Below are 22,586 nucleotides of genomic sequence, written 5' to 3' on the forward strand. Positions count from 1 at the left end.
GTGAACCCGGCGGCCGCGGCGGGCGGCGGTGCTCAGCCGAGCAGTCCGGCCATCCAGGACTCGATGTCCGGCACCGTGCGGGGCAGCGCGCCGGACATCAGCCGCGCGCCGTCGGCGGTGACGACCAGGTCGTCCTCGATCCGGATGCCGAGGCCGCGCAGTTCGGCGGGCAGCGTCTCGTCGTCGGGCTGGAGGTAGAGGCCGGGCTCGACGGTGAGCACGTGGCCCTCCTCCAGGACGCCGTCCAGGTACGTCTCGGCCCGGGCCCGGGCACAGTCGTGGACGTCCAGGCCGAGCATGTGGCCGGTGCCGCACAGGGTGTAGCGGCGGTAGACGCCGCTGTCCTCGGCGAGCGCCTCCTCGGCGGACACCGGCAGGACGCCCCAGTCGGCGAGGCCCTCGGCGATGACCCGGGCGGCCGCGGCGTGGAAGTCGCGGAAGCGGGCGCCGGGGCGCAGCGCGTCGATGCCGGCCTGCTGGGCGGCGAGGACGAGCTCGTAGGCCTGCCGCTGGACGGGGTTGAAGGTGCCGCCGAGCGGGATGGTCCGGGTGATGTCGGCGGTGTAGAGGGTGTCGGTCTCCACACCGGCGTCGAACAGCAGCAGGGCACCGGGGTCCAGGGCGCCGTCGTTGCGGATCCAGTGCAGGACGCAGGCGTGGGCACCGGAGGCGGCGATGGTCTCGTAGCCGATGCCGTTGCCCTCGGCGCGGGCGCGCAGGTTGAACACCCCCTCGATCCAGCGCTCGCCGCGGTGGTGGCGCAGGGCGGCGGGCAGGGCGCGGACGACGTCCTCGAAGCCGAGCACGGTGTGGTCGACGGAGAGCTGGAGCTGCTCGACCTCCCAGGCGTCCTTGACCAGCCGCAGCTCGGACAGGACGGCGGCGAACAGGCCGTCGGCCTCGGCGAGCGCGGGTGCGCCGGGGCGGCCGGTGGCGGCGTCGAGCTCGGGGTCGACGCCGGCCAGCACGCGGGTGGCGGGCTGCGGGCCGGTGAGCAGCTTGTCCAGCTCGTCGAGGTGCTCGACGCGGACGCCGGTGAGCCGGGCGGCCTCGTGGAGGTCGGGGCGGCGGCCGACCCAGAACTCGCCGTAGCGGCGGTCGCGGAAGAACTCGGCGCCGCGCACCGGGTCCCCGCCGCGCGGCGAGCGGGGGCGCAGGTAGAGGACGGGCTCGTGGCCGTCGGTGCCGGCCGGCTCCAGGACGAGGACGTGGCCGACCTGGTCCTCCCCGGTGAGACCGGTGAGCCAGGCGTAGGCGCTGTGCGGGCGGAAGCGGAAGTCCACGTCGTTGCTGCGGACCTTCAGCCGGCCGGCCGGGACGACCAGGCGCTCGCCGGGGAAGGCGGCCGAGAGCCGGGCGCGGCGGCCGGGGGTGACGGCGTGGCCGGGGACGCGGTCGTCGGCGGGAAGCGGGGTGGCGGCCCAGGAGGTGCCCATGAAGGCGTTGAGCGCGGGGGAGACGGGGAGGTCGTGGCTTCCGGTGTTGAGGCCGGTCTGACGGAGGGTCACCGGGTGCTCCTAAGCGGGTGGTGCGGAATCTGGGGAGGTGGGGGGTGGCACGGACACAGGTCGGTAACGGGTGGCGCCACCTCTTGTGCAGTGCAATTTCACATTACTATGTTACGGGTCACACCGCGGAGCGGCTAGACCCCATGAGGTCGCCCTCCGCGGCAGGTCCCGGATCCACCCCCGGGGCGGACGACGGGCCTTCACGGCGGGCCCCCCACTGCGGAGTCAGATATGAACAGGCGTACCCAGACCGCCATCGCGGCGGCCATCGCGGCGGCACTCTCCCTCGGCCTCGCGGCCTGCGGTGACAAGGACAAGGACGACAGTTCCGGCGAGAGCAACGCGGCCTCCACCCGGGCCCCGGGCGCCGAAGCCGGCGCCGTCGTGGGCGGTACGCCGGTCAAGGGCGGCACCCTCACCGTGCTGACCAACCAGGACTTCGCCCACCTCGACCCGGCCCGCAACTGGGTGCTCCCGACCATGGACTTCGGCACCCGGCTGCTCTACCGCACCCTGGTGACCTTCAAGTCCGCGCCCGGCGACGCCGGCAACGAGATCGTCCCGGACCTCGCCACCGACGTGGGCCGGCCCTCCGACGGCGGCAAGACCTGGACCTTCACCCTGAAGGACGGCCTCAAGTACGAGGACGGCACCCCGATCAGGTCGGCCGACGTCAAGTACAACGTCGAGCGCTCGTTCTCCCCGGACCTCACCGGCGGCCCCGACTACGCCGCCCAGTACCTGGCCGGCGGTGAGAACTACAAGGGCCCGCTGAACGGCGAGCACCTGCCCAGCATCGAGACGCCGGACGACAGGACGATCGTCTTCCGTCTGAAGCGCCCGGTCGCCGAGTTCTCCTACACCGCGGCGATGCCCACCTTCGCCCCGGTGCCGCAGTCCCAGGAGAAGGGCACCCAGTACGACATGCGGGTGTTCTCCTCCGGCCCGTACAAGATCGAGACCTACGACCGCGGCAAGCAGCTGGTGCTGGTCCGCAACACGAACTGGGACCAGGCCACGGACACCGTCCGCAAGGCCTACCCGGACAGGATCGTGGTGACCCAGGGCCTCAAGGGAGGCCAGGCCGACGACCGCATCATCGCCAGCGACGGCGCGGACGCCAGCACCATCGAGATGCCGTGGATGCGCCCCGAGTCGGTCTCCAAGGTGCTGCCCAAGCCGGACGTCAAGTCCCGGATGGTCGCCGAGCGCACCGGCTGCACCGACAGCCTCTACCTGAACACCTCAAGGGCGCCGTTCGACGACCCGAAGGCCCGCGAGGCGATGATGTGGGCGGTCGACCGCGAGGCCCAGGTCACCGCGTTCGGCGGCCCGGCGCTCACCGACATCGCCACCACCTACCTGCCCCCGTCGATGACCGGCGGCGTCAAGTCCGACCCGCTGAAGATCCCGGCCGCCGGCGACCCGGAGAAGGCCAGGGCGCTGCTCAAGGAGGCCGGCAAGACCGACCTCAAGGTCTCGCTCACCGTCTCGCTCGGCGACAAGACCCGCGCCGAGGCGATCCAGCAGTCGTTGTCCAAGGCCGGTGTCCAGGTGACCGTCAACACCGTCGACCCGTCGGCGTACTCGGACACCCTCGGCGACTCCGGGAACGCGCCGGAGATGACCCTCAACGGCTGGTGCCCCGACTACGCGTCCGGCTCCACCTTCCTGCCCTTCCTCTTCGACGGCCGCACCATCAAGGAGAAGGGCAACCAGGGCAACTGGAGCCAGTTCCGCGACCGGGCGACGATGGACGAGATGGACCGCATCATGGCCCTGACGGACGTCAAGGAGGCCAACGAGGCCTGGAAGAAGCTGGACGAGGAGCTGCTGAAGAAGGCCCCGGCCGTCCCGCTGCTGTGGCAGCGCCGCCCGCTGCTGGTCGGCACCAACGTGGCCGGCGCCTTCGGCGCCGCGGGCTACGCCGGCATGCTCGACCTGGCCGCCGTCGGCCTCAAGGACCCCGCCAAGAGCCAGGGCTGAGGGGCCGTCCGGACATGAGCACCTCCACCGAGCCCGCCGCCGCGCCCGTCGCGGCGGCGGGCCCCGCGAGGCCCTCCGGACGCGGACCCTGGCGACTGGTCCGGGACCAGTTGTGGGCCAGGGGTTCCGCCCGGTTCGGCCTGATCATGGTCGCCTTCCTCCTCCTGCTGGCCGTGCTGGCCGGACCGCTGAGCGCGCTCGGCGGCTGGAACGCCGAGGAGTTCGACAAGCGCTCCATCGACTCCTACCTGGGCGGCCTGCCCAAGGGCGACTTCGGCGGCATCAGCGCCCGGCACTGGTTCGGCGTCGAGCCGCTCACCGGCCGCGACCTGTTCGCCCGGGTCCTGCACGGCGGCCAGGTCTCCCTGCTGATCGCCTTCGTCGCCACCGCCATCGTCGTGATCGCCGGCACCATGGCCGGCATCGCGGCCGGCTACTTCGGCGGTCGGGTCGACAGCGCGCTGTCACGGCTGATGGACCTCACGATGTCCTTCCCCTCACTGATCTTCATGATCGCGATGATGTCGGTGGCCAAGGACGTCAACCGGATCCTGTTGATGACCACGGTGATCGGCGTGTTCGGCTGGCCCGGCGTGGCCCGCGTGGTCCGGGGCCAGACGCTCTCGCTCAAGCACCGGGAGTACGTGGAGGCCGCCAAGGTCGGCGGCGCCCGCTCCTGGCGCATCCTCACCCGCGAGATCCTGCCCAACGTCTCCGGCCCGATCATCGCCTACACCACCCTGCTGATCCCCGGCATGATCGCCACCGAGGCCGCGCTCTCCTACCTCGGCGTGGGCGTGCGGCCGCCGACCCCCTCCTGGGGGCAGATGATCGCCGAGTCGATCGTCTTCTACGAGACCGACCCGACGTACTTCCTGATCCCGACGGCCTTCCTCTTCGTCGCCGTGCTCGCCTTCACCCTGCTCGGTGACGCGCTGCGCGACATCCTCGACCCGAAGGGAGGACGGTCGTGATCCTCTACCTCGGCCGCCGGCTGCTCGGCATGGCCGGCATCCTGCTGGCCATCTGCGCCATCACCTTCACCATCTTCTACCTGCTGCCCAACGACCCCGCCGCGGCCGCCTGCGGCAAGACCTGCAGCCCCGAGCGGCTGGCCGAGGTCAAGATCGCGATGGGCCTGGACAGGCCGGTCTGGGAGCAGTTCGCCTCCTACCTCACCAGCATCTTCGCCGGTCGCGACTACGGCAGCGGCCCCACCGCCACCCACTGCGGCTTCCCCTGCCTCGGCTACTCCTACGAGTACTCGCTGCCGGTCTGGGACCTCCTGATCGACCGCCTGCCGGTGTCCGTCTCGCTGGCCATCGGCGCGGCCGTGCTCTGGCTGCTGATCGGCCTCGGCGCCGGCGTCACCTCGGCGCTGCGCAAGGGCACCGTCACCGACCGGGTCCTGACCGTCTTCTCGGTCGGCGCCGCCTCGCTGCCGGTGTACTTCACCTCGATCATGCTGATCTGGGGCATCGTGCGCAGCGCCGGTCTGCTGCCCTACCCGGCGTACCACAAGTTCACCGAGAACCCGGTCGCGTGGGCCTCCAACCTGCTGCTGCCCTGGCTGGCCCTGGCGCTGCTCTACGCGGCCCAGTACGCCCGGCAGAGCCGCTCCTCGATGATCGAGGCGATGGCCGAACCGTACATCCGCACCGCCCGGGCGAAGGGGCTGCCGGCCCGCACCGTCACCGTCAAGCACGGCCTGCGCTCGGGCATGACGCCGATCCTCACCATCTTCGGCATGGACCTCGGCGGCCTGCTGGCCGGCGCGGTCATCACCGAGTCGATCTTCGGACTGCCCGGCATCGGCCGGCTGTTCTACGACGGTCTGAGCCGTTCCGACCAGCCCGTCATCCTCGGTGTCACCCTGCTCGCGGCCTTCTTCATCGTCGTCGCGAACCTGCTGGTCGACGTGCTCTACGCGTACGTCGACCCGAGAGTGAGGTACTGATGACCCCGCTGTTGGAGGTCGAGGACCTCAGGGTCTCCTTCGACACCCCGCGCGGCACCGTCCGCGCCGTCGACGGCATCGGCTTCACCGTCGAGGCCGGGAGGACCCTCGGCCTGGTCGGCGAGTCCGGCAGCGGCAAGTCCGTCACCTCGCTCGCCGTCATGGGCCTGCACCGCGGCGCCACCGTCACCGGCTCGATCCGGCTCGACGGCCGGGAGCTCAACGGGCTCGGCGAGAAGGAGCTCGGCGCCGTCCGGGGCCGGCGGATCGCCATGATCTTCCAGGACCCGCTGTCCAGCCTGCACCCCTTCTACCCGGTCGGCGAGCAGATCGCCGAGCACTACCGGGTGCACTTCAAGGCCTCCCGCAAGGCCGGCCGGCGGCGTGCCGTCGAGATGCTCGCCGAGGTGGGCATCCCGGAGCCGGCCCGCCGGGTCGACGAGTACCCGCACCAGTTCTCCGGCGGCATGCGCCAGCGCGTGATGATCGCGATGGGGCTCGCCTGCGAACCCGAACTGCTGATCGCCGACGAGCCGACCACCGCGCTCGACGTCACCGTCCAGGCCCAGATCCTCGACCTGATCGCCCGGATCCAGCAGGACCGCGGCCTCGGTGTCGTGATGATCACCCACGACCTCGGCGTGGTCGCCCGGGTCGCCCACGAGGTGCTCGTCATGTACGGCGGACGCGCCACCGAACAGGCCTCCGCGGACCGGCTGTTCGCCGCGCCCGCGCACCCCTACACCCGCGGGCTGCTCGACTCGCTGCCCCGCCTCGACGACACCGACGACGCCCCGCTGCGGGCCATCCCCGGCAGCCCGCCGTCGCTGATCGCCCCCGCCCCCGGCTGTTCCTTCGCCCCGCGCTGCGCCCGCACCACCGCCGCCACCGCCGAGGAACACGCCCGCTGCCTGTCCGAGCGGCCCGGCTTCGGCCCGCTCGTCCCCGGCCACCGGGCCGCCTGCCACCTGCCGCTGGTGCCGGAAGGAGCCCTGGGATGACCGAGCCCCTGCTGTCCGTACGGGACCTGGTGAAGACGTTCCCCGGCCGGCGCTCGCGCACCGGCACGGCGGGAGCCCCGATCCGGGCGGTGGACGGGGTGAGCTTCGACGTCGGCGCCGGCGAGACGCTCGGCCTGGTCGGCGAGTCCGGCTGCGGCAAGTCCACCACCGGACGCATGGTCGTACGGCTGATCGACCCCACCTCGGGCACCGTCACCTTCGACGGCACCGAGATCGGCGGACTCGACCAGGCGCGGCTGCGCCCCCACCGCAGACACCTGCAGATGGTGTTCCAGGACCCGTACTCCTCGCTCAACCCCCGGCAGACGGTGGCCCGGATCATCTCCGAGCCCCTGCTGGTCCAGGGCACCGGCGCGGCCGACGCCCGCAAGCGGGCCGCCGACCTGATGGAGCTGGTCGGTCTCATCCCCGAGCACCTGGACCGCTACCCGCACGAGTTCTCCGGCGGCCAGGCCCAGCGCATCGGGATCGCCCGCTCGCTGGCCACCTCGCCCCGGCTGGTGGTCGCGGACGAGCCGGTCTCCGCGCTGGACGTCTCCATCCAGGCCCAGGTGGTCAACCTGATGGAGCGGCTCCAGGACGAGCTGGGGCTGGCGTACATCTTCATCGCGCACGACCTCTCGGTGGTCAAGCGGGTCTGCGACCGGGTCGCGGTGATGTACCTCGGGCGGATCGTCGAGATCGGCGACAAGCACCAGGTCTACGGCAACCCGGCGCACCCGTACACCAGAGCGCTGCTCTCCGCGGTGCCGCTGCCGGACCCGGTGGCGGAACGGGAGCGCGAGCGGATCGTGCTGCTCGGCGACCCGCCGAGCCCGGCCGCGCCGCCGCCCGGGTGCAGCTTCCACCCGCGCTGCCCGAAGGCCCAGGAGATCTGCCGGACCGAGCGGCCGCTGCTGCGGATCGCCGGGCCGGGCGGCCGCGAGGCGGCCTGCCACTTCCCGGAGAACTGAGCCGGGAACCCGGGGGACCGCTCCGGGAGCCCGGGATCCGTCCCGGGCCGCGGCCTCGCGGCCGCGGGCGCCCGTTATTTGGTGTGCCCGCGGCCGCGGCTGGACCGCCGTACCGTCCGACCACCCCCACGGCGGACGGTACGGCACCCACACCCGCGGGGAGGGAGTCCTCCTCGCGCACCCAAACGCCCGGTCGGGCGCGGCGGGGAGCCTTTGACGAGGGCCGCGCCCGACCGGGTCCACCCGGCCGTCCAACGGCCGGGTGCGCCGGGCCCGCCGGAACCGACCTGGGTCGTCGGTTCGGGCGGGCCCGTTCGGCGTTTCCGGGCACTGCCGCCGGGGGCGGGCCGGAGGGCGGGGGCCATGGCGGCCGGGCGGCCGGGTGGACCCGGGGTGCCCGGTCCCGCAGCGGCCGGCTGAGCGGGCTCCGCCGCCGGCCCCGGCCGTCCGGTGCCCCGGCCGTCCGGTGCCCCGCCCGTCCGGTGTCCTGCCCGCGGCCGGCGATGCTGCGCCCGAACGGCCGGGTGGAGGGGCGGGGCGGGGCCGGTCGGCGGGTCGGCGGGTCTGCCGTGGGTCCCGCGTCGGGCCGGCCGGCGGCCACCGGGCCCGAAACCGCGACCGCCCCGGTCCTCCGCAGGGGGAGGGCCGGGGCGGTCGGTCCGTGGTACCTGTCTTCCACGGGAGCCCGGTGCTCAGGACACCGGGGGCGGGAGGGGGCGGGCCGTCAGGAGGCGGGACCCACCCGGACGGTGGTGATCCGTCCGCCCTGGGACTCGCGGACCACCTCGATCCTGGTGTTGGTGTCCGGGACCTTCACCCCGAGCATCGGGGTGGCCGGGTCGCTGTAGACGCCGGTGCGGTCGTCGAACACCGGGACGGCCGGCTTCGAGCCGATCCGGACCGGCACACCCGCCTTGTGCAGGGTGAACGCGGTGGTCGGCTTCAGCGAGAAGGTCGCGTCGTAGGTCTGGGCGCGCCCGTTGACCAGGGTGCCGTCGGCGAACCGGATCGGCGCCGGACGGGCGTCCACCGGCAGGATCAGGCCGCCGCCGGGGTGGTCCTTGGTGTTGTTGTCCCCGTAGCCGGTGTCCCAGAGCCAGACGAGCACGCCCTCCTGGTACGGGTAGTTGTCGACGATGTCCTTCCTGCCCTCGACCCCGGTGTGGCCGAAGTTGTACGGGCCCGTCCGCAGGAACTCGCCGTAGCCGGTGTAGCGGCGGTTCTCCACCAGGTAGGCGCGCGGGTGCTGCTCGACGGCGGTGCGGCCGGTGACGACGGTGAAGCCGGTGGCGGTCCAGCCGTTGGCACCGTTCTCGGCGCCGTCGGCGAACAGCTCGGTGCCGCCGGCGGTGATCCGCACGGCGTCGGCCAGCACGCCCCTGCCGTGGGTGTTGCCGTCCGAGGTGACGTGGAAGCGCAGCTCGGCACTCCTGCCCGCGTAGCCGTCCAGCGGGATGTGCAGTTGCCGGTAGGTGCCCGAAGTCCCGCTCAGGCCGGGGACGCCGGCGCTGGTGCTGCCGATCGGGGCGCCGTCCACGGTGCCGGGCAGGGCCGTCCAGCTCCGGCCGCCGTCGGTGGAGGCCTCGACGGTCAGGAAGTCGTAGTCCTGCTCGATGTCGTACCAGAGTGCCGCGTCGAGGGCGGCCGGGCCGGAGACGCCGGTGAGGTCGACGCGGCGGGTCAGCGCGTTGTCCAGGTTGTCGCCGGTCCCGCTCCACCAGTGCTTCGCGCCCTCGCGGGGGTCGGCGAGGTCGGTGCTGGTGGTGCCGTCGGGCAGGTGGACCAGGACGGCCTGCGCCTGGTCGGTGTTGTAGCCGCTGACGCCGAGGGCGTGGCTGGAGCGGGTGGCGGCCTGCGCCTCGTCGTAGTCGAGCCAGCCGAACTGCAGCTTGCTCCAGGCGTCGAGGTCGGCGGGGTAGGCGCCGGTGGTGTTCCTTCCCTTGCCCAGGTACGAGCCGGAGGACATCAGCGACCAGAAGTTGACGCTGTTGTCGCCGCCGGTGGTGCTGTAGAGGTCGGGCAGGCCGAGGTTGTGGCCGAACTCGTGGGCGAACAGTCCCACGCCGCTGTTCTCGCCGGCCTGGACGTAGTCGTAGACGTACAGACCGGTGTCGCCGACCGGGGCGCCGCCGATCCGGTTGCCCTCGGGCCCGGTCTGTCCGGTCGGGTCGGGGAAGGTCCAGCTGCGGTGCGCCCACAGGGCGTCGGCGCCCTGCGCGCCGCCGCCCCACGTCTCGTCGACGCCCGCGTGCACGACGACGACGTTGTCGAGGTAGCCGTCGGGCTGGGCGAACTCGCCGTCCTTGTCGTGGTCGTAGCGGTCGTGGACGTCGTACTGGGCCAGCTCGGCCCTGACGTCGGCGGCCGAGCGGCCCCGGGCGAGCTGGCCGTCGTACCAGGCCTTGACGGCGTCGCGGATGAACTCCTGGCCCTGGGTCCAGGCACCGGACCCCTGCGGGCCCTTGTTGGAGCCGTAGCGGGCCTCGTTCCACGGCAGGGTGACCCAGTCGCTGACGGTGCCCTCGATGTCGTACCGGCCGGAGGACTGGGTGCGGTAGTAGTTGCGCATCGAGACCGCGCCGGGCGCGTCGTCGAAGAACATCTTCTGGTAGTACTGCCGGCTGAAGTCCTGGTTCCAGAGCGTGTGGTTGTCGCTCTTCCCGGGCTTCGGGATGGTGTTGTGCAGCGGGCCCGGGGTGCCGCCGTAGCGCGGCTGGCCGTTGTGCAGCGTGGTGGTGTCGACCTGGTCGCCGAACTGGGCGAGGATGACGAAGACCTTGTCCTTGCGCTGCTGGGCGAGCTGGACGTAGTCGTTGCCGATCCGCACCTTCGAGGGGGCCCGGCGGCCGGCGGCCTTGGCGGTGGTGCCCTTGTTGAGCTGCTCCAGTGCCTTGGTGCGCAGCGACTGGCGCTCGCGCTCCTGCGGGGCGAGCGGGGCCGGCGGGGCCTCCAGGCCGCCGGCCTCGGCTCCGGCGCCGCTCCCGGCGGTGACGGTGGATTCGGTGGCGGGGGGAGCGGCCTGGGCGGGGGACCCGAGGAGCGTGGCCGCTATCGCGCCCGTGGTGAGCGCGGCCGCGAGTGCCGCGGACAGTCTGCGCAACTGACCGGTCCTTTCCGGACGGGGGTGGTCTGGTGAGCGCAGGTAATATTTCACATGTCATGGGTCACATGGAAGATCCGGGGCGATGCTCCTCCCGGGAACGCGGAAGTGCCGCACGGTCCGGTGGTGACGGTGCGGCACTTCGCCGGTGCGGAAACGCCGGTGGGCCCGTGTCGGGCTCAGCCCAGGGAGGCCCGCAGGAAGGCGAGTTCGGCCAGCGCCAGCTGCTCGTTGACGCCGCCGGGCGTCATGTGGGTGACCCCGGGCAGGGCCAGCAGGCTGTGCGGGCGGCCGGCCCGGGTGAGCGCCTGGGAGAGCAGCAGGGTGTGCGAGGGGTGCACGTTGTCGTCGGCCAGGCCGTGGATCAGCAGCAGCGGGCGGCTCAGCGCCGGCGCGTCGTCCAGCAGGCAGTCGGCCGCGTAGCCGCCCGGGTTCTGCTGCGGCAGGTCCAGGTACCGCTCGGTGTACGCGGTGTCGTACAGCCGGAAGTCGGTGGGCGGGGCGCCCGCGCAGGCCGCGTGGAAGACGTCCGGGCGGCGCAGCACCGCCAGGGCCGCGAAGTAGCCGCCGTACGACCAGCCGCGCACGCCGACCCTGCCGAGGTCGAGGTCGGGGTGGGCCGCGCCGATCGCCCGCAGCGCGTCCACCTGGTCGTCGAGGGCGACCTGCGAGAAGCGGCGGAAGATGGTCCGGCTGAAGGCGGGGGAGACGAACGGGGTGCCGCCGTTGTCGACGGTGACCACCGCGAAGCCCTGGTCGGCCCACCACTGCTTGAACAGCCAGCGGCGCGGCTCGTTGGCCACCGCCTGGTAGCCGGGTCCGCCGTAGACGTCGAGCAGCACGGGCAGCCGGCGGCCGGGAACGTGGTCGCGGGGGTAGACCACGGCGCTGGGCAGGGCGCGCCCGGTGACCCGGGCCAGCAGCGGCTCGACCCGGTGCGGCAGGGCGGCCGAGAGGTCCGTCAGGGCCACGGTGCCCCGTGCGGTGCGGGCCTCGCGGCGGACGCCGTCCGGGCCGGCCGAGACGAGCAGCAGGGTGTCGCCGGCGGCCAGCGCGCTGTGCAGACCTGGGCCCTCGGAGAGGCGCTCGGGGGCGCCGCCGTCCGGATCGACCAGGTGGACGTGCTGGTCGAACGGGTCGCCCTCGCCGGTCTCGCAGAGCAGCCGGCCGCGCAGCCGGCCGACGACGCGGCGGATCTGCAGCCCGGTGGTGTCCAGCGGCTTGCCGTCCAGGGCCAGGCCGCGGGCCTCCGGGGTGTCCAGGACGGTGAGCAGTCGGCCGTCGTCCAGCCGGTCGGGCGTGCCGGGCAGGTCGTCGACCCAGAACGCGTCGGTGGTGCGGGAGAGTTCGGTGGTCGCGCCGGTGCCCGGGTCGGCGCTCAGCAGCAGGACGTTCTGCTGCAGCCGGTCGGCGACGGTGAGCAGCAGCTCGTCGTCGCCCGACCACCGGGCGTCGCAGAGGTAGGGGAAGGCCACGGTGTCCCAGCCGAGCCCGGTCCGGGTGCCGTCCAGGCCGAGCACCCAGAGCCGGACGTCGGCGTTGGGTCCGCCGGCCTGCGGGTAGGCGAAGCGCTCGGGGGTCCGCTCGGGGTGGGCCGGGTCGGCGAAGTGGCGCGGCGGGAGGGCCGACTCGTCCACCCGGGCGGCGAGCACGGCGCCGCCGTCCGGGCGCCACCAGTGGCCCCGGGCGCGGCCCAGCTCCTCGGCGGCGGCGAACTCGGCGACGCCCCAGCGGGCGCCGTCGTCCGGGCTGAGCCGAAGGGTGCCGGGGGCGCTCTCGGCGCCGGTGACGTACAGGGCGTCGCCCGCGACGTAGGCGACGCGCTCGCCGGTGGCGTCCGGGCGGGGGTCGAAGGCGGGGCCTGCGGTGGGCAGCTCGGTGGTCCGGCCGGTCGCGGTCTCGGTGCGGAACACCCGGCCGTCCAGCGCGAAGACGGCGACGGCCAGGTCGGCGGTGGCGGCGAAGGTGCCGATGCCGGCGGCGGTCAGCCGGGTGCGCTCGCGCAGCCGGCGTTCGACGGCGGGCAGGTCGGCGGTGGCGCCGCCGCGGCCGGGGGCGAGCACGGTGGGGTCGGCGACCTCGCGCTCCTCGCCGGTGGTGAGGTCGACGAGGTGGAGCCGGTCGAACCGGTCCTCGGGGCCGCTGGAGCGCAGCAGCAGCAGGCGGGTACCGTCCTGGTCGAGCGAGATCGCCCGCGGGGCGCCGAAGACGAAACGGCCGGTCCGGGCGCTGAGGGAGAGGTAGGGGTCGGTGATGGTCACTGCCCGATGGTCGCCGCGGGACGGCCTCTCCGACCAGTGGCGCGACATGTGAAATGTCACACATCACGTGATCCAGGTAACATGACCCCGAACCCAGGAGGAGACGCATGACCCAGGCCCCGCCGCCCGTCGAGCCGCCCGAGCCACTGGCCGGCACCGACCGCCTGTTCACGCTGGACCCGGCGGTCCTCCACCTCAACCACGGCTCCTTCGGTGCCGTCCCCGTGCCCGTCCAGCAGGTCCAGCGGCGGCTGCACGAGGAGCAGGAGGCCGACCCCGACGGCTTCTTCGCCGACCTGCCCGGGCGGGTCGCCGCCGCCCGGGCCCGGATCGCCGGCGCCCTGGGCACCGCGCCGGAGCTGCTCGCCCTGGTGCCCAACGTCACCGACGCGATCGCGGTCACCCTGGCCAACGTCCCGCTCGCCGCCGGCGCCCAGGTGCTGGTCACCGACCACGGCTACGGCACGGTGACCGACGCCGTGCGGCGGCGCGCCGAGGACGCCGGCGCCGAACTTCGCACGGTGCGGCTGCCGCTGGACCTGCCCGACGAGGACGCCGTGCGCGAGGCCGTGCTGGCCGCCGTCACCGACCGCACGGAGCTCGCGGTGCTGGACGGCATCACCTCGCCGACCGCCCGCCGGGTCGCGGCCCCCGGGCTGTTGCGGGCGCTGCGCGAGCGCGGCGTCACCACCGTGGTCGACGCCGCGCACGAGCCCGGGATGCTGGCGGGACCGGTGCCGCCGGAGGCCGACTTCTGGTTCGGCAACCTGCACAAGTGGGCCTTCGCCCCGCGCGCCAGCGGCGTCCTGGCGGTCCGCCCCGATCGGGCCGGCAAGATCCGCCCGCTGATCCTGTCCTGGGAGGACCACCAGGGCTACCCGGCCTCCGTCGAGTGGCGCGGCACGCTCGACTACACGCCCTACCTGGCCGCCCCGGCCGGCCTCGACCTGCTGGACCGGCTCGGCCCCGCGGCGGTGCGCGCGCACAACGAGCGGCTGGCCCGGTACGGCGCCGCACTGGTCGCCGAGCGTGCCGGGCTGGTGCCGCTGCCCTCCTCGGCCGGTCTGTCGATGCGCGCGCTGCGGCTGCCGCCCGGGGTCGCCGAGACGCTGCCGCAGGCCCAGGAGCTGATGGCCGCGATGTGGCGGCGGCACGCGGTGCGCACGGTGGCGCGCCCCTGGCCCGGCGGCGGGGTGCTGCGGGTCTGCGCGCAGGTGTACAACCGGGCGTCCGAGTACGAGGTGCTGGCCGCCGGGCTGGCGGGGCTGGTGGCCCGGTAGGGCGTGTCCCGCGGAGCACCGCCGGGCCCCGCCGCCCGGACCGCCGCGGGATCGGCGGGGCCCGGTCCGCGGCCCCGCCGCCCCGGGGCTCAGTCCGCGGCGCGCAGCTCGGCGAGCAGCACGTGCTGCTCCGCGATGAGGCCGGTGAGGATCCGCCGCGCCGCCCGGAGCAGGTCGGCGACGTCCCCGCCGGCCAGCGCGTACACCACCGTGCCGCCGTCCCGGGTGGCGGTGACGATGCCGGACCGGCGCAGTACCGCGAGCTGCTGCGAGAGGCTGGAGGGTTCGACCTCCAGCTCCGCCAGCAGGTCGCGGACGGGCGTCGGTCCGGCCTGCAGCAGCTCCAGGACCCGGATCCGGACGGGATGGCCGAGCATCCGGAAGAACTCGGCCTTGGCCTGGTACAGCGCGACCGCCACAGCGTTCCCTCCCTGGTCCGTCCCCGGGTCGTCGGGGCCCCCTCGCCGGGCCCGGGCCCGGGGCGTCAGATCTCCAGCGAGGTCTCGATCCGCTTCAGCTGGTGGCGGGCCATCGCGAGGTTGGCGCGGGCGCGGTGGAGGGCGAGGAAGAGGAACAGCCCCCGTCCGCTCTGCGTGGTCAGCGGGCGCACCAGGTGGTACTGGCTGGTGAGGCTGACCAGGATGTCCTCGATCTCGTTGTCGTGGAGGTTGAGCAGCTCCATCGCGCGCATCTTGGCCCGCACCACGTCGGTGTTGCCGGCGGCGGCGACGTTGAGGTCCAGTTCGCCGCCGTCGCCGAGGCTGCCGAGCGCCATGCCGCTGCCGTAGTCGACCAGGGCGACGCCGATCGCGCCGTCGATCGCCATGGCCTCCTTGAGCGAGGTCTCCAGGTTCGCCATCGTGCGCTCCTCCCGTCGGTCCGGTGGGTGTCACCGGGATGTGGCACCGAATGTAGGGAGGCTGTACGGCGTGTCACCGTGAATGACCGGAGTCGTTCGAAGCTGGTCGATCCGTGATCACTTGAAGACATTTGCAACTATGGATGTGAGCGGGAAGTGATCCCTTGTCCCGGAAAAACGGTGCTATCGATGTCAGTCCCGCCGGGTAACCTCTCGCTGAGATGCGAGATCACACCACCGACCACCGCGACCCCCGGACGGCGATGAACACCCCTGAGCGCGAGCCCGCCGACCACCGGGAGCCCTCCGACGGGCGGGAGCCCGACCGGGAGCCCAGCCCCGCCGAGGCCTTCGCGGCCTCGCGCGAGCGGGCCAGGGAACAGGCCACCGCCCTGTACGGGTTCCAGCAGCTGTACGACTTCCCGCTCGACGACTTCCAGCTGGAGGCCTGCCGCGCCCTGGAGGCCGGCGAGGGCGTCCTGGTCGCCGCGCCGACCGGCTCCGGCAAGACCATCGTGGGCGAGTTCGCCGTCCACCTCGCCCTGCGGGGCGGCCGCAAGTGCTTCTACACCACGCCGATCAAGGCGCTCTCCAACCAGAAGTTCGGCGACCTGGTCAAGCGCTACGGCGCCGACAAGGTCGGCCTGCTCACCGGTGACAACACCGTCAACGGCGACGCCCCGGTCGTGGTGATGACCACCGAGGTGCTCCGCAACATGCTCTACGCGGGCTCCCGCACCCTCGACGGCCTCGGCTACGTGGTCATGGACGAGGTGCACTACCTCGCCGACCGCTTCCGCGGCGCCGTCTGGGAGGAGGTCATCATCCACCTCCCCGAGTCCGTCACCCTCGTCTCGCTCTCCGCGACCGTCTCCAACGCGGAGGAGTTCGGCGACTGGCTGGACACGGTCCGCGGCGGCACCCGGGTCATCGTCTCCGAGAACCGGCCCGTCCCGCTCTGGCAGCACGTGATGGCCGGCAACCGGATGTACGACCTGTTCGCGAGCCCCGACCGCGACGGCCGCCCCAAGGGCAGCCTCCGCAACCCCGGCAAGGCCGTCAACCCCGAGCTGGTCCGCCTCGCCCGCAGCGAGCTCGACCGCAACCCCCGGGACAGGTTCGGCCGCGGCCGGGGGCGGTCCATGCCCAACGGCCGCCCCGGCCGGGTCTGGACCCCGGGCCGCGTCGACGTCATCGACCGGCTCGACGCCGAGGGCCTGCTGCCCGCCATCACCTTCATCTTCAGCCGGGCCGGCTGCGAGGCCGCCGTCCAGCAGTGCCTCTCCTCCGGCCTGCGGCTCAACAAGGACGGCGACCGCGCCCGGGTCCGCGCCATCGTCGAGGAGCGCTGCGCCGACATCCCCGACGAGGACCTGCACGTCCTCGGCTACTTCGAGTGGCTCGACGGCCTGGAGCGGGGCATCGCCGCCCACCACGCCGGGATGCTGCCCCGGTTCAAGGAGGTCGTCGAGGAGCTGTTCGTGAAGGGCCTGGTCAAGGCCGTCTTCGCGACCGAGACCCTGGCGCTCGGCATCAACATGCCCGCGCGCTCCGTGGTCATGGAGAAGCTCGTCAAGTGGAACGGCGAGACCCACGCCGACATCACCCCCGGCGAGTACACCCAGCTCACCGGCCGGGCCGGCCGGCGCGGCATCGACATCGAGGGCCACGCCGTCGTCCTGTGGCAGCGCGGACTCGACCCGGAGGCCCTGGCCGGCCTCGCCGGGACCCGCACCTACCCGCTGAAGTCCTCGTTCCGGCCGTCCTACAACATGGCCGTCAACCTGGTCTCCCAGTTCGGCCGGCACCGGTCGCGCGAACTGCTGGAGACCTCCTTCGCGCAGTTCCAGGCCGACCGCTCGGTGGTCGGCATCGCCCGCCAGGTCCAGCGCAACGAGGAGGGCCTGGAGGGCTACCGCGCCTCCATGACCTGCCACCTCGGCGACTTCGAGGAGTACATGGCGCTGCGCCGGCAGCTCAAGGACCGCGAGAACGAGCTCGCCCGCGAGGGCAGCAGCCAGCGCCGCGCCGCCGCCGTCGAGTCCATCGAGCAGCTCAAGCCCGGCGACGTCATCCACGTGCCCACCGGCAAGTTCGCCGGCCTCGCGCTCGTCCTCGACCCCGGACTGCCGCCCGTCAGCCGCTCCCCGCGCGGCGGCCCGCGCCACCCGGACTACCAGGACGGCCCCCGCCCGGTGGTGCTCACCGCCGAGCGGCAGGTCAAGCGGCTCGCGATGATCGACTTCCCGCACCCGGTCGCCGCGATCGACCGGCTGCGCATCCCCAAGTCCTTCAACCCGCGCAGCCCGCAGTCCCGGCGCGACCTCGCCTCGGCGCTGCGCACCAAGGCCGGTCACGTGGAGCCCGAGCGGTTCCGGCGCGGCCGGGCCGCCGCCGCCGACGACCCGGAGATCACCCGGCTCCGCGCCGAGCTGCGCCGGCACCCCTGCCACGGCTGCGACGAGCGCGAGGACCACGCCCGCTGGTCCGAGCGCTACCACCGGCTGCACCGGGACACCGAGCTGCTCGAACGCCGGATGCGTTCGCGCACCCACACCATCGCGCGCACCTTCGACCGCGTCTGCGGCCTGCTCACCGACCTCGGCTACCTCAGCGGGGACACCGTCACCGACGACGGCAGGCGCCTCGGCCGGCTCTACGGCGAACTCGACCTGCTCGCCTCCGAGTGCATCCGCGAGGGCGTCTGGAACGGCCTCGCCGCCGCGGAGCTCGCCGCCTGCGCCTCGGCCCTCGTCTACGAGGCCCGCCAGTCCGACGACGCCACCGCCCCCCGGGTGCCGGAGGGCGCGGCGAAGGAGGCGCTCGGCCAGATGGTCCGCATCTGGGGCCACCTGGACGCGCTGGAGGAGCAGCACCGCATCAACACCGCCGAGGGCGTCGGCCAGCGCGAACCCGACCTCGGGTTCGCCTGGGCCGCCTACCGCTGGGCGCTCGGGCACTCGCTGGACTCGGTCCTGCGCGACGCCGACATGCCGGCCGGCGACTTCGTCCGCTGGACGAAGCAGCTGATCGACGTGCTCGGCCAGATCCAGGACGCCGCGGGCGAGGACGCGGAGCTGCGCAGGACCGCCCGCAAGGCGGTCGACGGCCTGCGCCGCGGCATCATCGCCTACTCCTCGGTCGGCTGACCCGGCCGCGGGACGCGAGGAGGACGAGCGGAAGGGCCCGCCGCGCACCGCGCGGCGGGCCCTTCCGGGTGGGTCAGCGGGCGGTCAGGGCCTCCAGGACGCGGTCCAGCGAGGTGCCGAGGCCCCAGCGGGCGGAGAGCGCCTCCAGGGTCATCGGGTCCAGCGGCTCGTTCGGCAGGGCCGGGTCGACGTCGGCCAGCGGGACGTCGGTGGCCACGCCCACCACGGTCGGCGCCACGTCCAGGTAGGCGGAGGCCTCCAGGAGGTTGCGGCGCCGGGCCGGGGTGAGTCCGGAGCCGATGTCCCCGGCGGCGGCGCGGATGCCGGCCAGGTCGCCGTACTCGTGGATCAGCTGGGCCGCGGTCTTCTCCCCGATGCCCTTGACGCCGGGCAGGCCGTCGCTCGGGTCGCCGCGCAGGGCGGCCAGGTCGGCGTACCGCGCGCCGCGCACGCCGTACTTCTCCAGCAGCACCGCGTCGTCGGTGACCTGGAGGTTGCCCATGCCCTTCACCGGATAGAGCACGGTGATCGCGCGGGCGTCGTCGACCAGCTGGAAGAGGTCCCGGTCGCCGGTGACGATCTGCACCGGGCCGGCGGCGCGGGCGGTCAGGGTGCCGATCACGTCGTCCGCCTCGTAGCCGGCCGAGCCGAGCCGGGCGATGCCGAGCGCGTCCAGCACCTGCTCGATCACCGGGACCTGCGGGGCGAGGGTGTCCGGCACCTCCTCCTCGCCGTCGGTGGCGGCCTCGGCGACCCGGTGGGTCTTGTAGGAGGGGATGAGGTCCACCCGCCACTGGGGGCGCCAGTCGGCGTCCATGCAGGCGACCAGCTGGTCGGGCCGGTGGTCGTGGACCAGCCGGGCGATGAAGTCCAGCAGGCCCCGTACGGCGTTGACCGGCTCACCCTGCGGCGAGCGCAGGGTGTCCGGTACGCCGTAGTAGGCCCGGAAGTAGAGGCTGGCGGAGTCGAGCAGCATCAGGCGGGGTGCGGTCACGCCTCCGATCATGCCTCACCGGTCCGACGGGAAGGCCGACCCGGGGCCTCCCGTGCGGAGCACGCCGGGCGGGCGACGTGATCCGCGGGAGAGACCCCGGCTAGTGCTCGTGCGGGCCCGCGCGGTGGACGGGGCCGTGGGCGTCGGCGCAGTGTTCGTCGGTGCGGTCGCCGGGAGCGGTGATCTGCAGCAGCGCCCCCGCCTCGTCCTCGCCGACGTGGTCGACCTGCAGGGTGCTGTGGGTGATCCCGTACTCGTCGGCCAGCCGGCTCTGGAGGCCGCGCCGCACCGCGTGGCAGTCGCCGCCCGGGGTGACCAGGATGTGCGCGGAGAGCGCCGGCTGCCCGGAGGTGATCTCCCAGATGTGCAGGTCGTGGATCTCCTCCACCAGTGGCTGGGCGACCAGCCGGTCGGCCACCGCGTCCGGGTCGACGCCCGCGGGCGCCGCCTCCAGGAAGATCCGCCCGGAGTCGCGGACCAGGCCGATGCCCGCCTTCAGCATCAGCGCGACCACGATGAGCGAGGCGATCGAGTCCGCCCGGGCGAACCCGGTGGTCACCATGATCAGACCGGCCACCGCGGTGGCGATGAACGCGTACAGGTCGGTGAGGACGTGCTGGAAGGCGCCCTCGACGTTCAGCGAGCTGCGGTTGGCCCTGGACATGCACCAGGTGGCGGCGATGTTGACCACCACGCCGACCAGCGCGGTCACCAGGACCAGCGAACCGGCCACCTCCGGCGGCTCGAACAGCCGGCTGATCGCCTCGTAGCCGAGCCAGGCCGAGAGCACCAGCAGCGTCACCCCGTTGGCCTGCGCGGAGAGGATCTCGGCGCGCTTGAGGCCGTAGGTGTAGCCGCCGCGGGCCGGGCGGGCGGACAGCCGCATGGCGATCAGCGCGAGCACGATGGAGGCCGCGTCGGTGAGCATGTGCGCGGCGTCCGAGATCAGCGCCAGCGACTGCGCGGCGAAGCCGACCACCACCTCGCCGGCCATGAACACCACGAGCAGGACGAGTGCGCTCACCAGCCAGCGGCGGTCGGCGTCGGCGGAGACGGCGTGCGAGTGGCCGGCGTGCCCCCCGGAACCAGCGCGGGCGTGCTTGTGGTCATGCTCATGATCATGGTGGGAGTGTTCGTGGTCGGCCATCGAAGTCCTCTCCTGGAGCTCATGAACGCACGGGCGGAGGGGGCCGCTCCGTCGGGGGCCCCGCACTCGAAGTGAACCGCACATCGAACGAAGATCCAAAGGCTGCACTGGAGACCGTTGTCATTGCCGCGCCGTAACCCCCGTCGGGTATCGTCTCGCCGCCACTGAACAGGGGAGACGGGCATGGAGCCGGAACCGCGCACGGAGCCGACCGAACGGATGGTCGGTCTGGGTGGGATCGCGCGCGAGTGGGGACGGATCGGCATCACCGGCTTCGGCGGCCCGCCCGCGCACATCCTGCTGCTGCGCCGGCTCTGCGTGGAGCGGCGCGGGTGGCTGACCCCGGAGGAGTTCGAGGACGGCATCGCGGCGACCAACCTGCTGCCCGGCCCCGCCTCCACCCAGCTCGCCGTCCTCACCGCCTGGCGGCTGCGCGGCCTGCCGGGCGCGCTGGTCGGCGGAGCCTGCTTCATCGCGCCCGGGCTCGCGCTGATCCTCGCCCTCGCCGTCCTCTTCCTGGCCGGCGACCCGCCGGTCTGGGTGCTCGGCGCGGCGGCCGGCGCGGGGGCGGCCGTCCCGGCGGTCGCCGTGCAGGCGGCCACCTCGCTGGTGCCCGCCAGCTTCACCCGGGCCGGCCGGGCCCGCGCCGCCCGCGCCCGCTGGGCCGGGTACGCGCTGGCCGGGGCGGTGGCGGCGATCGTCACCGGACCCTGGCTGGTCCTGGTGCTGATCGCCACCGGACTGACCGAGATCGCCGTCCGGGGGCGGGAGCGGGGCCCGGAACCGGGGGAGCGGACCGGGCCCGCCGGCGGACGGGCCGCCGTCCTGCCGCTCGCCGTCGGCCTGCCCGCGCTCGGCGGACTCGGCGCGGTGGCGTGGGTGGCGTTCAAGGTCGGTGCGCTCTCGTACGGCGGAGGGTTCGTGATCATCCCGCTGATGCAGGACGACGCGGTCAACCGCTACCACTGGATGACCGACGGACAGTTCCTCAACGCGGTCGCCCTCGGTCAGGTCACCCCCGGACCGGTCGTCCAGACGGTCGCCGTCGTCGGCTACGCCGCCGCCGGGATCGGCGGCGGCCTGCTCGCGGCCGCGGTCGCCTTCGCGCCGTCCTTCCTCTTCGTCATCCTCGGCGGCCGGCACTTCGACCGGCTCCGCGCCGACCGGCGGGTCCAGGACTTCCTCACCGGCGCCGGCCCGGCCGTCATCGGCGCCATCGCCGGCTCCGCGCTGCCGCTCGCCGCCGCGCTCGGGTACGGCTGGCAGTGGGGCGTGCTGGCCGGCGCCCTGCTCTGGCTGGTCGCCGCCCGGCGCGGCGTGGTGCCCGCACTGCTGGCAGCCGGCCTCGCGGGGGTGCTCGCCGCGGCGGCCGGACTGCCCCCGGCCTGAGGGCCCCCGGGGCGGGCCGACGGGTGTGCGGCGAGGGGCGCGGGCGAGGGGACCCGGGCCGGCGGGTGCGGGCCCGGCGCCCGCTACCCCACCTCCAGCGGCTCCAGCTGCAGCGCCCGCGAGGCGGTGGCCGCCCGCACCAGCGCCTCCATCACCCGCAGGTCCTCGCCCTGCTCCGGATGCCACTGCACCCCGAGCGTGAACCCCGGCCCCTCCAGCGCCTCCACCGTCCCGTCCGGCGCGTGCGCGCTCACCCGCAGCCCGGTCCCCAGCCGGTCCACCGCCTGGTGGTGGAAGGTCGGGACGGTCAGCTCCGGCTCCGGCAGCAGCCCGCCCAGCAGCGTGCCCGGCACCGGCCGGACCACGTGCTCCCCGTACCTGCCGGGCGAGCCGGCGTGCACGTCCACCTCGACGACGTCCGGCAGGTGCTGGATCAGCGTGCCCCCGCACACCACGTTGAGCACCTGCATGCCCCGGCAGATCCCCAGCAGCGGCATCCCCGCCGCCAGCGCCGCCCGCAGCAGCGCGCTCTCCCAGACGTCCCGCTCCACCGCGTCGGTGTCGCTCAGCGGATGCGCGGGCTGCCCGTAGTACGCCGGGTCGATGTCCGGCCCGCCCGCGATCACCAGCGCGTCCAGCCGGGCGAGGACCTCCGGCGCGCGCTCCGGGGCGTCCGGCGGCAGCAGCACCGCGATCCCGCCCGAGTCCTGTACGTAATCGGTGTACCGCTGGGGCACCAGGGCCACCCGGCGGTCCCGCCAGTCGCTCCAACTCGCGTCCACCAGATAGGTGCTGACGCCGACAAAGGGCTTGCGATCCATGGCGCGCATTCTCCACCCGCACCGCCGGATCCCACGTCAACCTCGCACCTCGGCGCGCCACACCCGCCCGCCCTCTTCCGTGCCGTCCGCGCCAGGCCGTACGGTTCGCTGTGACCGTCCGGTCTCGCAGCGTGATCGACGAGGAGGGTGTCCGCCATGT

16 protein-coding genes are annotated in these 22,586 nt (G+C 73.7%); 8 read left to right on the forward strand and 8 right to left on the reverse strand.

Annotated elements, in window-relative coordinates; genetic code table 11:
• Positions 1–32: 32 nt before the first annotated feature.
• A complete protein-coding gene (locus ACFCX4_RS15020; RefSeq protein ID WP_376142419.1) occupies positions 33–1,436 on the reverse strand; it encodes an aminopeptidase P family protein in 1,404 nt (467 codons plus the stop codon).
• 303 nt (positions 1,437–1,739) lie between these two features.
• Between ACFCX4_RS15020 and ACFCX4_RS15025 the strand changes: the two genes are divergently transcribed.
• From ACFCX4_RS15025 to ACFCX4_RS15045, 5 genes are read left to right on the forward strand one after another with little or no spacing between them, the layout of a single operon-like run.
• A complete protein-coding gene (locus ACFCX4_RS15025; RefSeq protein WP_376142386.1) occupies positions 1,740–3,494 on the forward strand; it encodes an ABC transporter substrate-binding protein in 1,755 nt (584 codons plus the stop codon).
• Positions 3,495–3,508: 14 nt separating this feature from the next.
• On the forward strand, positions 3,509–4,468 hold the full coding sequence (locus ACFCX4_RS15030; protein WP_376142388.1) for an ABC transporter permease: 960 nt from the start codon (positions 3,509–3,511) through the stop codon (positions 4,466–4,468).
• Complete coding sequence (locus ACFCX4_RS15035) at positions 4,465–5,451, forward strand: ABC transporter permease (protein ID WP_376142389.1); 987 nt, start codon at positions 4,465–4,467, stop codon at positions 5,449–5,451. The genes ACFCX4_RS15030 and ACFCX4_RS15035 overlap by 4 nt, the downstream gene beginning before the upstream one ends.
• Positions 5,451–6,452, forward strand: coding sequence for an ABC transporter ATP-binding protein (locus tag ACFCX4_RS15040; RefSeq protein ID WP_376142391.1), 1,002 nt, complete (start codon positions 5,451–5,453; stop codon positions 6,450–6,452). The genes ACFCX4_RS15035 and ACFCX4_RS15040 overlap by 1 nt, the downstream gene beginning before the upstream one ends.
• Positions 6,449–7,426, forward strand: coding sequence for an ABC transporter ATP-binding protein (locus ACFCX4_RS15045; RefSeq protein ID WP_376142393.1), 978 nt, complete (start codon positions 6,449–6,451; stop codon positions 7,424–7,426). Before ACFCX4_RS15040 ends, ACFCX4_RS15045 begins: the two co-directional genes overlap by 4 nt.
• A 724-nt stretch (positions 7,427–8,150) precedes the next feature.
• Here the strand turns inward: ACFCX4_RS15045 and ACFCX4_RS15050 are convergent.
• Both ACFCX4_RS15050 and ACFCX4_RS15055 read right to left on the reverse strand, forming a co-directional pair.
• Positions 8,151–10,526, reverse strand: coding sequence for an immune inhibitor A domain-containing protein (locus tag ACFCX4_RS15050; RefSeq protein ID WP_376142395.1), 2,376 nt, complete (start codon positions 10,524–10,526; stop codon positions 8,151–8,153).
• 179 nt (positions 10,527–10,705) lie between these two features.
• Positions 10,706–12,787 carry a prolyl oligopeptidase family serine peptidase gene (locus ACFCX4_RS15055; RefSeq protein WP_376142397.1) on the reverse strand — a complete coding sequence of 694 codons (2,082 nt, stop codon included), beginning with the start codon at positions 12,785–12,787 and terminating at the stop codon, positions 10,706–10,708.
• A 107-nt stretch (positions 12,788–12,894) separates the two neighbouring features.
• Between ACFCX4_RS15055 and ACFCX4_RS15060 the strand changes: the two genes are divergently transcribed.
• On the forward strand, positions 12,895–14,067 hold the full coding sequence (locus ACFCX4_RS15060; RefSeq protein ID WP_376142399.1) for an aminotransferase class V-fold PLP-dependent enzyme: 1,173 nt from the start codon (positions 12,895–12,897) through the stop codon (positions 14,065–14,067).
• An 89-nt stretch (positions 14,068–14,156) separates the two neighbouring features.
• Here the strand turns inward: ACFCX4_RS15060 and ACFCX4_RS15065 are convergent, their stop codons facing one another.
• Both ACFCX4_RS15065 and ACFCX4_RS15070 read right to left on the reverse strand, forming a co-directional pair.
• Positions 14,157–14,486, reverse strand: coding sequence for an ArsR/SmtB family transcription factor (locus ACFCX4_RS15065; RefSeq protein ID WP_376142401.1), 330 nt, complete (start codon positions 14,484–14,486; stop codon positions 14,157–14,159).
• Positions 14,487–14,551: 65 nt separating this feature from the next.
• Positions 14,552–14,926: a hypothetical protein gene (locus ACFCX4_RS15070; RefSeq protein WP_376142403.1), complete on the reverse strand. Its 375-nt coding sequence runs from the start codon at positions 14,924–14,926 to the stop codon at positions 14,552–14,554.
• Between the two features lie 221 nt (positions 14,927–15,147).
• Between ACFCX4_RS15070 and ACFCX4_RS15075 the strand changes: the two genes are divergently transcribed.
• A complete protein-coding gene (locus ACFCX4_RS15075; protein ID WP_376142405.1) occupies positions 15,148–18,075 on the forward strand; it encodes a DEAD/DEAH box helicase in 2,928 nt (975 codons plus the stop codon).
• Between the two features lie 73 nt (positions 18,076–18,148).
• Here the strand turns inward: ACFCX4_RS15075 and ACFCX4_RS15080 are convergent, their stop codons facing one another.
• Both ACFCX4_RS15080 and ACFCX4_RS15085 read right to left on the reverse strand, forming a co-directional pair.
• Positions 18,149–19,051, reverse strand: a complete 903-nt coding sequence (locus tag ACFCX4_RS15080) for a 5'-3' exonuclease H3TH domain-containing protein (protein WP_376142421.1) — start codon at positions 19,049–19,051, stop codon at positions 18,149–18,151.
• A gap of 118 nt (positions 19,052–19,169) precedes the next feature.
• Positions 19,170–20,216, reverse strand: coding sequence for a cation diffusion facilitator family transporter (locus ACFCX4_RS15085; protein ID WP_376142407.1), 1,047 nt, complete (start codon positions 20,214–20,216; stop codon positions 19,170–19,172).
• A gap of 183 nt (positions 20,217–20,399) precedes the next feature.
• Between ACFCX4_RS15085 and chrA the strand changes: the two genes are divergently transcribed.
• Positions 20,400–21,605, forward strand: a complete 1,206-nt coding sequence (chrA, locus tag ACFCX4_RS15090; protein ID WP_376142409.1) for a chromate efflux transporter — start codon at positions 20,400–20,402, stop codon at positions 21,603–21,605.
• Positions 21,606–21,688: 83 nt separating this feature from the next.
• Here chrA and ACFCX4_RS15095 read toward each other — a convergent pair whose 3' ends face one another.
• A complete protein-coding gene (locus tag ACFCX4_RS15095) occupies positions 21,689–22,426 on the reverse strand; it encodes a gamma-glutamyl-gamma-aminobutyrate hydrolase family protein (protein WP_376142410.1) in 738 nt (245 codons plus the stop codon).
• Positions 22,427–22,586: the final 160 nt, after the last annotated feature.

This window comes from Kitasatospora sp. NPDC056327 (assembly GCF_042261735.1).
Lineage (GTDB): Bacteria > Actinomycetota > Actinomycetes > Streptomycetales > Streptomycetaceae > Kitasatospora.